General features: G+C 63.0%; 15 protein-coding genes. 7 read left to right on the forward strand and 8 right to left on the reverse strand.

All coding sequences use genetic code 11. From position 1 onward, the window contains the following. From dnaQ to ACK41U_RS17790, 3 genes are all read right to left on the reverse strand, one after another. The coding region (gene dnaQ / locus ACK41U_RS17780; RefSeq protein WP_409683137.1) for a DNA polymerase III subunit epsilon at positions 1-457 on the reverse strand (457 nt) is incomplete at its 3' end. After that, a complete protein-coding gene (coaE, locus tag ACK41U_RS17785) occupies positions 450-1,037 on the reverse strand; it encodes a dephospho-CoA kinase (RefSeq protein ID WP_409683140.1) in 588 nt (195 codons plus the stop codon). The genes coaE and dnaQ, both read right to left, overlap by 8 nt. Beyond that, positions 1,034-1,888 carry a shikimate dehydrogenase gene (locus ACK41U_RS17790; protein ID WP_409683143.1) on the reverse strand — a complete coding sequence of 285 codons (855 nt, stop codon included), beginning with the start codon at positions 1,886-1,888 and terminating at the stop codon, positions 1,034-1,036. Before ACK41U_RS17790 ends, coaE begins: the two co-directional genes overlap by 4 nt. Before the next feature lie 494 nt (positions 1,889-2,382). Between ACK41U_RS17790 and ACK41U_RS17795 the strand changes: the two genes are divergently transcribed. The 7 genes from ACK41U_RS17795 to ACK41U_RS17825 all read left to right on the forward strand — a co-directional run bounded on the left by ACK41U_RS17795 (position 2,383) and on the right by ACK41U_RS17825 (position 9,633). Beyond that, entirely contained in the window at positions 2,383-2,829 is a 447-nt protein-coding gene (locus tag ACK41U_RS17795) for a CopD family protein (protein WP_409683145.1), read from the forward strand. A 128-nt stretch (positions 2,830-2,957) separates the two neighbouring features. Further along, positions 2,958-4,229, forward strand: coding sequence for a transcription termination factor Rho (gene rho, locus ACK41U_RS17800; RefSeq protein WP_136855011.1), 1,272 nt, complete (start codon positions 2,958-2,960; stop codon positions 4,227-4,229). An 11-nt stretch (positions 4,230-4,240) separates the two neighbouring features. After that, positions 4,241-5,503 carry a tRNA uridine-5-carboxymethylaminomethyl(34) synthesis GTPase MnmE gene (mnmE, locus tag ACK41U_RS17805; protein ID WP_409683148.1) on the forward strand — a complete coding sequence of 421 codons (1,263 nt, stop codon included), beginning with the start codon at positions 4,241-4,243 and terminating at the stop codon, positions 5,501-5,503. Positions 5,504-5,515: 12 nt separating this feature from the next. Next, entirely contained in the window at positions 5,516-7,378 is a 1,863-nt protein-coding gene (gene mnmG / locus ACK41U_RS17810) for a tRNA uridine-5-carboxymethylaminomethyl(34) synthesis enzyme MnmG (RefSeq protein WP_409683151.1), read from the forward strand. Next, entirely contained in the window at positions 7,375-7,965 is a 591-nt protein-coding gene (gene rsmG / locus ACK41U_RS17815; protein ID WP_409683154.1) for a 16S rRNA (guanine(527)-N(7))-methyltransferase RsmG, read from the forward strand. Before mnmG ends, rsmG begins: the two co-directional genes overlap by 4 nt. Then, the gene (locus ACK41U_RS17820) at positions 7,958-8,743 is read left to right on the forward strand and encodes a ParA family protein (protein WP_409683157.1); all 786 of its coding nucleotides are present in this window, start codon (positions 7,958-7,960) and stop codon (positions 8,741-8,743) included. The genes rsmG and ACK41U_RS17820 overlap by 8 nt, the downstream gene beginning before the upstream one ends. Then, complete coding sequence (locus ACK41U_RS17825) at positions 8,743-9,633, forward strand: ParB/RepB/Spo0J family partition protein (protein WP_409683159.1); 891 nt, start codon at positions 8,743-8,745, stop codon at positions 9,631-9,633. The genes ACK41U_RS17820 and ACK41U_RS17825 overlap by 1 nt, the downstream gene beginning before the upstream one ends. Before the next feature lie 41 nt (positions 9,634-9,674). Here ACK41U_RS17825 and ACK41U_RS17830 read toward each other — a convergent pair whose 3' ends face one another. The 5 genes from ACK41U_RS17830 to rph all read right to left on the reverse strand — a co-directional run. After that, entirely contained in the window at positions 9,675-10,031 is a 357-nt protein-coding gene (locus ACK41U_RS17830) for a YbaN family protein (RefSeq protein WP_409683162.1), read from the reverse strand. Between the two features lies 1 nt (position 10,032). Next, entirely contained in the window at positions 10,033-11,199 is a 1,167-nt protein-coding gene (hemW, locus tag ACK41U_RS17835; RefSeq protein WP_409683165.1) for a radical SAM family heme chaperone HemW, read from the reverse strand. Continuing rightward, the gene (locus ACK41U_RS17840) at positions 11,196-11,570 is read right to left on the reverse strand and encodes a RidA family protein (RefSeq protein WP_409683167.1); all 375 of its coding nucleotides are present in this window, start codon (positions 11,568-11,570) and stop codon (positions 11,196-11,198) included. Before ACK41U_RS17840 ends, hemW begins: the two co-directional genes overlap by 4 nt. Continuing rightward, a complete protein-coding gene (locus tag ACK41U_RS17845) occupies positions 11,563-12,171 on the reverse strand; it encodes a non-canonical purine NTP pyrophosphatase (protein ID WP_409683170.1) in 609 nt (202 codons plus the stop codon). Before ACK41U_RS17845 ends, ACK41U_RS17840 begins: the two co-directional genes overlap by 8 nt. Continuing rightward, the coding region (gene rph / locus ACK41U_RS17850) for a ribonuclease PH (protein ID WP_409683173.1) at positions 12,168-12,778 on the reverse strand (611 nt) is incomplete at its 5' end. The genes ACK41U_RS17845 and rph, both read right to left, overlap by 4 nt.

Raw genomic sequence — 12,778 nt, forward strand, 5'->3', positions numbered from 1 at the left:
CGCCGTGCAGCTCCCGGCCCGAATTATCCACGCCAAAGCGGCGGCACAGCGCGTCCAGCGTCGCGGGCGATCCCGGGAATTTCTCGCGCGCCAGCATCAGCGTGTCCAGCGCCCGCGACCAAGGCAGCGGCTTGTGGCCCGCGCGCTTCAGTTCGGCGTTCAGGAATTTCATGTCAAAGCTGGCATTGTGGATCACCAGCTTGGCGTCGTCCGCGATGAAGTCCATGAAATCGCTGACGATTGCCGCGAATTTCGGCTTGTCGCGCAGAAAGTCGTCGCCCAGGCCGTGGACGTCGAACGCCTCCTTGGGCATCGACCGTTCGGGGTTGATATAGACGTGAAAGGTGCGCCCGGTCGGCAGGTGGTTCATCAGCTCCAGCGCCCCGATCTCGACGATGCGATCCGCGCCTTCGGCGTCAAAGCCGGTGGTTTCGGTGTCCAGGACGATCTCACGCATGGGGGGCAACCTCGTTCACGATATGGGCGACGGCGGCGCGGGCGGCGTCCAGGCTGTCGGTCGGAATGATCCAGTCCGCGCGCGCGCGCTTGTCCGCGTCAGGCATCTGGCGCGCCAGGATCATGGCCAGGGTATCGCGCGTCATGCCCGGGCGCGCAAGCACGCGGATGGCCTGGGTTTCGGGGTCCGTGGACACCACCGCCACCCCATCCAGGTCCGGGGGCTGCGCGCTTTCGAACAGCAGCGGGATGTCCAGGACGACCAGGGGTGCGCCGTCATGTCGCGCCAGAAACGCCTGCCGATCCTGCGCCACAAGGGGGTGGACGATGCCCTCCAGCCGCGCCAGCGCGCCGGAATCGGCGGCCAGCGCGTTCTTGAGGGCCGCGCGGTCGATGCCGCTGTCGCGAAGCGCGGTCGGAAAGGCCGCAGCGACCCGGTCCACCGCCGCGCCGCCCGGTGCATAGAGGCGGTGGACCGCCTGATCCGCATCCCAGACCGGATGCCCCAGGTCGCGGAACATCTGCGCCGTCGTGGATTTCCCCATGCCGATGCTGCCAGTCAGGCCAAGACGGAAGGTCATTCCAGCGCGACCCGGCGCGCCTGGTCGTCGACATCGGGGCGCTGGCCGAACCAGCGTTCGAATCCGGGCGCGGCCTGATGCAGCAGCATGCCCAGCCCGTCGACGATGCGACAGCCGCGGGCCTGCGCCTCGGTCAGGAAGGGGGTCATCAGCGGGGTATAGACCAGATCGGTGACCAGCGCGTCGGGCGACAGCGCATCCATCGGCACGCGCAGGGGCTGCTTGCCCTGCATGCCGAGCGAGGTCGCGTTGACCACGGTCGAGGCGCCCTCCAGCATGTTGCCGACCTGCGCCCAGTCATAGACGACAAGCCGGGCGCCGAATTCGGCCTTGATCTGTTCGGCGCGCAGGCGGGTGCGGTTGGTGATGCGCAATTCCTTGACCCCGCTGTCCAGCAGCGAGGCCACCACCGCCCGCGCAGCCCCCCCGGCCCCGATCACCGCCGCCGGGCCCCGGTCGGGCTGCCAGTCGGGGACGTTCTGGCGCAGGTTCGCGATGAAGCCGTAGCCGTCGGTGTTGTCGGCATGGATCTTGCCGTCGGGACGAAAGATCAGCGTGTTTGCCGCCCCGATCAGTGCGGCGCGGTCGGTGACCGTGTCGGCCAAGGTCAGCACGGCCTCCTTGTGGGGGATGGTGACATTGGCGCCGACGAAACCGGCGCGGGGCAGGATGCGCAACACCTCGGCCAGGTGTTCGGGCATCACCGGGATCGGGACGTAATGGCCCGGCAATCCGTATCGGGCCAGCCAATGCGCGTGCAGTCGCGGAGAGCGGGAATGCGCAATCGGCATGCCGATCACCCCGGCCAGGGGGGCATGGCTGATCTGGCTGGCGGGCAGGTCGTCTTGCATGGGCTTGATCATCACATCGCGGGTTCAGGGACCAGACTAGGGCCAGCACGGGCAGCGCGAAAGCCCCCCCGGGCACGGGACCGGACCCTGTGGCGGGGACGGCGCAACCCCCGTGTGGACAAGTGGCGGGGGGAATCGGTGCCGGGCCTGCGGGCAAGCCGAGTCAATCCCTGACATGGGGCGATTTTCGCCAGGAACAGAGAGAGAACGACGCAGGCTTCTCCACAGGTGGACGAATCATCCACCAAAATGGGCCGTTCTGTGGACAAATGGGAGGCAGGATCATTATCCGCAAAGTTATCCACAAATGACATCTTTGTTTACAAAGGGTTTTCAGGCTGTGGCACGGGTTTCTCACATCCTTGTCCACAGACGGTGATTCTGAGGAAATCACGGTGAGCAGAGTCCACGTCCTGCTATCCACAGGCCCTACTTCTACAACATTCCTTTCTTTATCCTTTTTATTTAAGAGAGGAGGGAAGAGAGGTTTCCCGATGTTCGACTGGCTCACGCTGATCTATCCCTACGTGAAGGCATTCCACGTGATGGCCGTCATTTCCTGGATGGCGGGGCTGTTCTATCTGCCCCGGTTGTTCGTCTATCACGCCGAACGCCGCGCCGGATCGGCCGAGCCTGTCGCCAGTTTCGTCATCATGGAGGACAAGCTGCTGCGGCTGATCATGAATCCGGCGATGATCGCCACCTGGATCAGCGGTCTGTCGCTGGTGCTGACGCCGGGGATCGTCAGCTGGGACATGATCTGGCCGTGGATCAAGGCCGTCTGCGTGATCGCGATGAGCGCGTTTCACATGTGGTGCGCCCGAGAGCGCAGGATTCTGGCGGGCGGAACCGCGCAGGCGGGGCGCACCTATCGCCTGATGAACGAGGTTCCGACCCTGCTGATGGTGGCGATCGTCTCTTCGGTGATCATCAAGTTCTGATCGAAAAGATTGACTCGTGCGGACCGGGGCCTTATCTGCGCCCCAACCCCGGCCGTCCGGCACGGGATTCCCTGGAACACCCGTCTTCTCCGCTCCGATATGTCGCGCGGCCGAAAGTTTGCATCAGAATGACCGAAGAACGCCTGAATCTGTCCGACCTTAAGGCAAAAAGCCCCGCCGACCTGCTGTCGATGGCCGAGGAATGGGAGATCGAGAACGCCTCGACCATGCGCAAGGGCGAGATGATGTTCTCGATCCTCAAGGAGCATGCCGAGGAGGGGTGGGAGATCGGCGGTGGCGGCGTGCTGGAGGTCGTGCAGGACGGATTCGGGTTCCTGCGCTCGACCGAGGCCAACTATCTGCCCGGTCCCGATGACATCTATGTCAGCCCGGACATGATCCGGCAGCATTCGCTGCGCACGGGCGACACGGTCGACGGCGTGATCCGCGCGCCGGGCGATAACGAACGCTATTTCGCGATGACCAAGGTCGAGACGATCAACTTTGAGGACCCCGAAAAGGCGCGTCACAAAGTGGCCTTCGACAACCTGACGCCGCTTTATCCCGATGAGCGGCTGAAGATGGAGATCGAGGACCCGACCCTGAAGGATCGCAGCGCCCGGATCATCGATCTGGTCGCGCCGATCGGCAAGGGCCAGCGGTCGCTGATCGTGGCGCCCCCGCGGACCGGTAAGACGGTTCTGCTGCAGAATATCGCGCATTCGATCGAGAAGAATCACCCCGAATGCTATCTGATCGTCCTGCTGATCGACGAACGCCCCGAGGAAGTCACCGATATGCAGCGCAGCGTGCGCGGCGAGGTGGTGTCGTCGACCTTCGACGAACCGGCCAGCCGGCACGTCGCCGTGTCGGAGATGGTGATCGAAAAGGCCAAGCGTCTGGTCGAGCATAAACGAGATGTTGTGATCCTTTTGGACTCGATCACAAGACTTGGTCGTGCCTTCAATACTGTTGTGCCTAGCTCGGGCAAGGTGCTGACCGGTGGTGTCGATGCGAATGCCCTGCAGCGCCCGAAGCGCTTCTTCGGTGCGGCGCGCAACATCGAGGAGGGCGGCAGCCTGACCATCATCGCCACCGCGCTGATCGATACGGGATCGCGCATGGATGAGGTGATCTTTGAGGAGTTCAAGGGAACGGGCAACAGCGAGATCGTGCTGGACCGCAAGGTCGCCGACAAGCGCGTCTTCCCGGCGATGGACATCCTCAAGTCCGGCACGCGCAAGGAAGAGCTGCTGGTCGACAGCAAGGACCTGCAGAAGACCTATCTGCTGCGGCGCATCCTGAACCCGATGGGCACAACGGATGCCGTCGAGTTCCTGATCTCCAAGATGAAGCAGACCAAGAGCAACGCCGAGTTCTTCGACTCGATGAACGCCTAAACGGGGCAGCGATGGACCTGATCTTTGCAGAGGCCACCCCGCCCGGGCGGGGGGGCGTTTCCGTGATCCGGCTGAGCGGTGATCGTGCCCGGGCCGTGGCGGAGACGCTGGTAGGGTCAATGTCGCTGTCGCGCCATGCCTATTTCCGCGCGGTGATCCATGAGGATGAGCCGATCGATCAGGCGCTGGCGATGTGGTTCGCGGAGGGTGCCAGCTTTACCGGCGAGGAGGTCGCGGAACTGCACCTTCACGGGGCGCCCGTCGTGGTCCGCAGGGTCGGGGCCGCACTGCTTGACCTGGGGGCACGTCCGGCCGATGCTGGAGAGTTCACGCGGCGGGCGTTCCTGCACGGTCGGATGGACCTGGCCGAGGTCGAAGGTCTGGGCGATCTTCTGGTTGCGGAAACGGAGTCGCAACGAAAGCTGGCCCTGAGGGCGGCTGGCGGTGAATTGGCCAGAAAGCTGGCGGGCTGGCGCGACGTGCTGATCGAGGCTGGGGCGCTGGTCGAGGTCAGTGTTGATTTCGCGGATGAGGATGTCCCCGATGAGGTACCGCCACGGGTTTTTGACCTGGTGGCGACATTGCGTCAGGCCTTGCAGCAGGAGCTGGACGGATTTCGCGCCGCAGAGCGTGTGCGTGCAGGCTTTGACATCGCGATCATCGGGCCGCCGAATGCAGGAAAATCTAGCTTTTTAAACAGGTTAGCCAAAAGAGATGTTGCCATCGTGTCCGACCGTGCCGGCACGACGCGAGATGTCATTGAGCTGAGATACGATTTGGAAGGTTTGGCGGTGACCTTTCTGGATACGGCAGGTCTGAGGGAATCGGGCGATGATATCGAGCAGATCGGTATCGAAAAGGCGTTTTCCCGCGCGCGGGCAGCCGACATGAGGATTCATCTGTCACGGGATGGTTCGCGGGTCGATGAGCTGTGGGTGCCTGGCGATCTTATGGTGCAGAGCCACGCCGACCTTGGCGCCTCTGCACCGTTGGCAATTTCTGCCGTCACAGGGCAGGGGATCGGCGCAGTCTTGACGCAAATCTTTGAAACGCTTGGCTCGAAGGTCTCTGATGCCGGACTAATCAGTCACGAGCGGCAACGTTTGGAGGTCATATCGGCCTTGGCCGCGTTGGAGGGCGCTGACTCTCTACCTGCTGAACTGTTGGCGGAATCGCTGCGCCGTGCCAACATCGCTTTGGATCGCCTACTTGGACGAATCGATCCTGATGACTATTTGGACAAGATATTTTCGTCCTTTTGCATCGGGAAATAGGGAGTGTTTCACGTGAAACATTACGACGTCGCAGTGATTGGCGGGGGGCATGCCGGATTGGAGGCTGCCACATCAGCCGCCCGGATGGGCGCTGATGTTATCCTGCTGACGATGCGCAAAGAAGACATTGGAACTCTTTCATGCAATCCTGCGATCGGAGGGCTGGGAAAAGGGCACTTGGTTCGTGAAGTTGACGCCATGGATGGCGTCATGGCACGTCTCGCCGACCGTGCCGGGATCCAATTCCGGCTATTGAACCGCCGTAAAGGTCCAGCCGTTCAGGGGCCGCGTGCGCAGATGGACCGGGATCTCTACCGCAAAGCAGCTTGGGAGCTTATCAGCACCTATCCCGGCCTAGAACTCGCCTTCGGCGAGGTCGAAGAGCTGCTTGGCGCCGAGCAGACGGTGACAGGCGTTCGCTTGGCGGACGGACGTGAAATCCAGGCGAAGACCGTAGTACTGACGACGGGCACGTTCCTGCGCGGTACAATTCATATTGGTGACGAAAGCCGACAAGCCGGTCGCTGGGGCGACGGGGCCGCGCACAAGCTGAGTGCCAGCATGGAGCGGTTTGGGCTGAAAATGGGTCGGCTGAAGACTGGAACGCCGCCCCGGATCGATGCCACTTCCATAGATTGGGCCTGCCTTGAGGTTCAGCCCGGCGATGCTGAGCCAGTGATGTTTTCGTATCTGAACAATGCACCCGAGGCGCCTCAGATCAGCTGTGCCATCACGCACACGAATGCCACCACGCATCGGATTATACGGGGGAACCTCGCGAAATCGGCACTCTATGGCGGGAACATCACCGGCGTGGGGCCGCGATATTGCCCGTCCATCGAGGATAAAGTCGTCCGATTTGCTGATAAAGAATCGCACCAGATCTTCCTGGAGCCTGAAGGGTTGGACAGCAGCACAGTCTATCCGAACGGCATTTCGACGTCGCTGCCTGAAGACGTCCAATTGGCATATGTGCGGAGCATTCGCGGGCTGGAGGACGCACAGATTATCCAGCCTGGATACGCGGTGGAATATGATTACGTGGATCCACGGTCACTCGACGCATCGCTAGCCGTCCGATCTGTCGATGGTTTGTTCTTGGCTGGTCAGATCAATGGTACGACAGGGTATGAGGAGGCGGCGGCACAAGGGCTTGTTGCTGGCCTGAATGCAGCCTTGACTGCCCGAGGTGCGAAGCCCGTGCATTTCAGTCGATCGGACAGCTATATCGGCGTCATGATCGATGATCTGATCTCGAAAGGTGTTTCCGAACCCTATCGGATGTTCACATCCAGGGCCGAGTTCCGCCTGTCCCTCCGGGCGGACAATGCGGATCAGCGCCTGACGCCGATGGCGATGCGAATTGGCTGCGCGGGTCCGGAGCGTGTTCAGGCCTTTACGCGTCGTCAAGCTGCTTACGAAGCTGCGCGAGAAACCTGCCAATCCCTGCGGTTGTCGCCAACTCAACTTTTACGGATGGGCATACATGTCCGCCAGGATGGGCAATCGCGGTCCGTGTTTTCTCTGCTTGGGCAATCGGACATTGACCCGAATAGGCTTATTGCCGAGCTGCCCCAGATAGCCACGATATCAAATGCATCGCTAGACCAGATCAAGAATGATGCGCTCTATAGTCAGTATACCGAACGTCAGAACCGAGACGCCGACGCGCTTAAAGCTAACGCGCAGATGCTGTTGGATCCCAACCTCCGCTATGAAACCCTCGGTGGACTTTCTGCCGAACTGTCGCGAAAGTTGCAGGAGCGGCGCCCTGCGAACCTCGCAGAAGCGTCTCGAATTGAGGGCATGACGCCTGCTGCCTTGACCCTTCTGATCGCTGCTTCCCGTTCCGTTGTTCGAAGTCGTGCAGGATGAATGTTTCACGTGAAACAGCGGAGCGTTTGGCGACTTACGGCACTATGGTGAAAAAGTGGAATCCGCGGATCAATCTTGTTTCCGCTTCGACCATTCCTTCGTTGCGGGCGCGGCACATTGATGATTGTGCGCAGATCATTGATCATTCCGGGGCGGTAAAAGGCCGATGGGTCGACCTTGGTAGCGGTGGGGGGTTTCCTGGAATCGTGGTTGCAATCTTGGCGGCGGACTGGGAGCTGGACGTGACGCTTGTCGAGAGCGACCAGAGGAAATCAGCATTTCTTCGCGCGGTTCTCCGAGAGACAGGCCTTACCAGAGCGTCTGTCATCTCGGACCGGATCGAGGCCGTACCACCCTTGGAAGCCGATCATGTCTCTGCTCGGGCATTGGCGCCACTGTCATCCCTTTTGCCAATGGTCGCGCGCCATATGCAGCCGCAAGGGCAGGCTTGGCTGATGAAAGGTCAGGCATGGCGCCAGGAATATCAGGCGGCCAAAGGCGATTGGCGATTTGATCTTCGTGCCATACCCAGTAAAACAGACCCCGAAGCGGCAATCCTGAACATCACCGGAGTCTCGCATGCCTGAACAACATATCGTGGCCATCGCGAACCAAAAGGGGGGGGTGGGGAAGACGACTACGGCTGTCAATCTGGGCGCCGCTCTGGCCGAGGCGGGACACCCCGTCATCCTGGTCGACCTCGACCCGCAGGGGAATGCATCGACCGGTCTAGGCATCACGGCCGACCAGAGACGCCATACAGTTTATGAGCTGCTGACCGGCGAGATCGATCTGTCCTCCGCCGCTGTTGAAACCGATGTCACCAATCTCCGGGTTGTTCCATCCACCTCCGACCTTGCCTCTGCGGATGTGGATCTTTCCCAGACTGTGGATCGCACGCGCCTTCTGGAACGTCAGCTGGCGTCTGCGCCCGCCGGAACCATTGTTCTGATCGACTGCCCTCCGGCGTTGGGGCTGTTGACCGTGAATGCCATGGTCGCCGCATCCAGTGTTCTGGTACCGCTGCAGGCGGAGTTTTATGCGCTCGAAGGGTTGTCCCAACTGCTGGGGACGGTCAAGCAGGTCCGTCAGGGCGCTAATCCCCGCCTCAGGATCAACGGAATCCTTCTGACCATGTCCGATTATCGCAACAACCTCTCCCAGCAGGTCGAAGCGGACGCGCGCGAAACCCTGGGTGACCTGGTCTATCCCACCGTCATTCCGCGGAACGTTCGCGTGTCCGAGGCACCGTCCCATGCGCAGCCCGTCCTCGCCTACGATGCGCAGTCCAAGGGCAGCGTTGCGTATCGTCAGTTCGCGACCGAGTTCATGGCTCGCCTCAACCTCATCCCGGAGATTGCCTGATGTCAGACGCCAAGACCGCCAAAAGGGGCCTCGGTCGCGGACTCTCCGCCTTGATGGCGGACATGGATCTGGGAGATGCGCCCACCAGCGCTGCCCGTGACAAGACGGTTCTGCCGATCGAGCAGATCACCGCCAACCCTGATCAGCCCCGGCGCAGCTTTGATCCAGAGGCATTGCAGGAGCTGGCGGCGTCGCTAAAGCAGCGTGGCGTTCTACAACCGCTGATCGTCCGCCCGCATCCCCGCGATCACGGCCTTTACCAGATCGTCGCTGGTGAGCGCCGGTGGCGCGCTGCCCAGATGGCGCAGTTGCACGAGATGCCCGTGATCATCCGCGACATGACCGATACGGAGGTCCTGGAAGTCGCGATCATCGAAAACATCCAGCGCGCCGATCTGAACGCCATCGAAGAGGCGGCGTCCTTTCGTCAGCTGATGGACCGTTTCGGCCATACGCAGGAGCGACTGGCCGAGGCCTTGAACAAAAGCCGCAGCCATATCGCGAACCTGCTGCGCCTGCTAAGCCTTCCCGATTCCGTCCAGGAGATGGTCAAGGACGGCAAGATCAGCGCAGGCCATGCACGCGCGCTGATCACTGCGCCCGACGCGGCGCAACTGGCGCGAAAGGTCGCGGAGAAGGGGCTTTCGGTTCGCGATACCGAAGATATGGTCCGCAAGCTGGCCCAATCATCCGATGCCAAACCACGTAAATCACCCCGCAGCTCTGAGAAGGATGCCGACACGCGGGCGTTGGAGGGTGATCTGTCAGCTCATCTCAAGATGAAGGTCGAGATCGCGCATGCGGGCACGGATGGCGGACAGTTGGTCATCACCTACAAGGATCTGGACCAGCTTGATCACCTCTGCCAGCTTCTGGGTGGGAATGGGTAACAACATGTGGTGTCCGTTCTACAAACAGCCACCACATTTGCTCAGACTTCTGGTCGCCGGATCAGGAAGATCGCGACGAGGCCGCAGATGCCGGCCTGGCTTGCCACAACCCAGATCGGCATCCCCACCCACCACGACAGGACCACGCCAGACGTCATCGCGCTGATCGCCCAGACTTTGGCCAGGCGCCCGACCACCCCCCGATCCCGCCACGCCCGGACCGGTGGGCCATAGGTCGGGTGGTTCATGATGCGCTGTTCCAGCACTGGTGAGGACCGCGCAAAGGCCCATGCGGCGACCAGCAGGAAGGGCACCGTCGGCATGACGGGCAGGGCCACCCCGATGATGCCCAGCACGGTGAACAACCACCCAACCGCCAGCCAGAGCCTGCGCCGCATCTCAGCGCGCCAGTTCGCGCAGAATGGCGTTCAGAACCGGCCGGCCCGCAGCCGTCGCACGCAGACGATCGCCCTCATGGCGCACCATGCCAAGCGATTCCAGCGACGCGATGGCAGCCGCATCCAGCGGCTCTCCGGCCAGCGCGGCATAGCGGCCGGTGTCCAGGCCCTCGGTCAGCCGCATGCCCATTAGAAGATATTCCGTCGCCTGTTCATCTGGGGGGATGAACTCGCGCGGCAGTTCACCCGTTCCTTGGCCCTCGACGGCATCCAGCCAGGCGCCGGGCGCACGATGCGCCTCGGTGGCGGTGCGCCCTGTGGGCAGGGTCAGGCGGCCATGCGCACCCGGGCCGACGGCAGCCCAGTCACCCTGCCGCCAATAGACCAGGTTGTGACGGCTTTCCGCCCCGCTCCGGGCGTGGTTCGAGATCTCATAGCAGCCCATTCCGGCCGCCTCGCAGATCTCCTGCGTGTCGAAATACATGTCGGCCGACAGATCGTCATCGGGCAGATCGCGCAGCAGTCCCGCATCGGCCCGGGCGCCAAAGGCGGTCCCCGGTTCGATGGTCAGCTGGTACAGCGACAAGTGATCGGCGGCCATGGCCAACGCCTCGCGCAGCTCGTTTCGCCAGGCGTCCCGCTGCTGGCCTTGGCGGGCATAGATCAGGTCAAAACTGATGCGTCCAAAGACGTCGCGGGCCACGTCGAACGCGGCCCGCGCCTCGGTCACGGAATGCATCCGGCCAAGTCGGCGCAGATCGGCATCGTTCAGCGCCTGGATGCCCATCGACAGGCGGTTCACGCCTGCATCGGCAAAGCCCTGGAACCGGCCCTTTTCGACGCTGGTCGGGTTCGCCTCCAGCGAAATCTCGATATCGTTGGTGAAACCCCAGCCCGCGCGCGCTGCGGTGATGACCGCATCGACGGTGTCCGGCTCCATCAGCGATGGCGTGCCGCCGCCGAAAAAGATGCTGCCCAGATGCCGCCCCGGCGTCTCGGCGGCCAGCCGGGCGATCTCGGCCGACAGGGCGGTCGCCCACCGTTTCTGGTCGACCCGTGCCACGACATGGCTGTTGAAATCGCAATAGGGGCATTTGGCTGCACAAAACGGCCAATGGACATAAAGGCCAAACCCGCCCGCGCGCCAGTCTTCGCCCGCCTCGGTCATCCCCGGAACGCCGTGACTTCGATCTCGACCTGCATTTCGGGCCGGATCAGGCCCGCGACGATCATGGTCGCCGCCGGGCGGATCTCTCCAAGCGCCTCGGTCAGGGCAGGGGCAATCCGCTCGACCAGGGCCGCATCGGTGATGGTGTATTGCACGCGGACGATGTCACCCGGCGCAAACCCTGCCTGATCCAGCACCGAAAAGATGGTGGCAAAGCAGTTGCGGGCCTGCTGGCACGGATCGTCGGGCATGGTCATGTCCGCATAGTCATAACCCGTGACGCCCGACACAAAGCACCAGTCGCCCTTGATCACGGCCCGGCTATAGGCCAGCCGCGCCTCGAAGGGCGATCCGGTGGACAGCCTATGCAAAGCAGGCCTCGATCATCCGGGCCACGGCGCGGGCGCGGTGGCTGAGGCTGTTCTTCATCTCGGCCGACATCTCACCAAGCGTGACCTGATGTCCGTCCGGCTGAAAGATCGGGTCATAGCCGTGACCCTCGGCTCCGCGCGGGGGCCAGATGACCTGACCGGGCAGCACGCCCTCGAACAGCGCCTCGTGGCCGTCGGGCCACATCAGGACCAGCGTGCAGCGGAACTGCGCCGCATGCGGGGCAGGGGTGCCCGTCGCCTGCACCGCGTCCCAGGTCCGCTGCATCGCCATCGCGAAATCGCGGCCCTGGCCGGTCTCGGCCCAATCGGCGGTATACACCCCGGGTGCGCCACCCAAGGCATCGACCGAGATGCCGCTGTCATCGGCCAGCACGGGCAGGCCGGTCGCCTGCATTGCGGCGCGCGCCTTGATGCGGGCGTTGCCGGCAAAACTGTCCTCGGTCTCGGCAGGCTCGGTCAGGCCCATCTGGGCCGCGCCCACCACCTCGACACCGTAGGGGGCCAGCAGGGCGCGCATCTCGTCCAGCTTGCCCGCGTTATGGGTCGCGACCAGCAGACGCTTTTCGGTAAAGGCCCTCACGCGATCGCAGCCTTCTGGGCTGCGACCAGATCGGCCATCCCGGCCTCGGCCAGGTCCAGCAGGCGGCCCATCTCGTCGCGCGAAAATGTCGCGCCCTCGGCCGACATCTGCACCTCGATCAGGCGGCCCGCGCCGGTCAGCACGAAGTTGCCGTCGGTTCCGGCCTCGCTGTCCTCGGCATAGTCCAGGTCCAGCAGCGGCTGGCCCGCATAGATGCCGCAGCTGACCGCCGCCACGTGGTCCAGGATCGGGTCACTGGTGATCGCGCCCGCCTTCAGCAGCTTGTTCACCGCCAACCGCAACGCGACCCAGCCCCCGGTGATCGACGCGCAGCGCGTGCCGCCATCGGCCTGGATCACGTCGCAATCGATGCTGATCTGACGCTCGCCCAGGGCGCTGCGGTCGATGCCGGCGCGCAGGCTGCGGCCGATAAGCCGCTGGATTTCCTGCGTGCGGCCCGATTGCTTGCCCTGCGCCGCCTCGCGGCGGTTGCGCGTGTTGGTCGCGCGTGGCAGCATGCCGTATTCGGCCGTGACCCATCCCAGACCGGTGCCCTTCAGGAAACGCGGCGGGCTGTCCTCGATGGTGGCGGTGCACAGGACATGCG

The sequence above is a fragment of the Paracoccus sp. (in: a-proteobacteria) genome (assembly GCF_046289755.1).
In the GTDB taxonomy this organism is placed as follows: domain Bacteria; phylum Pseudomonadota; class Alphaproteobacteria; order Rhodobacterales; family Rhodobacteraceae; genus Paracoccus.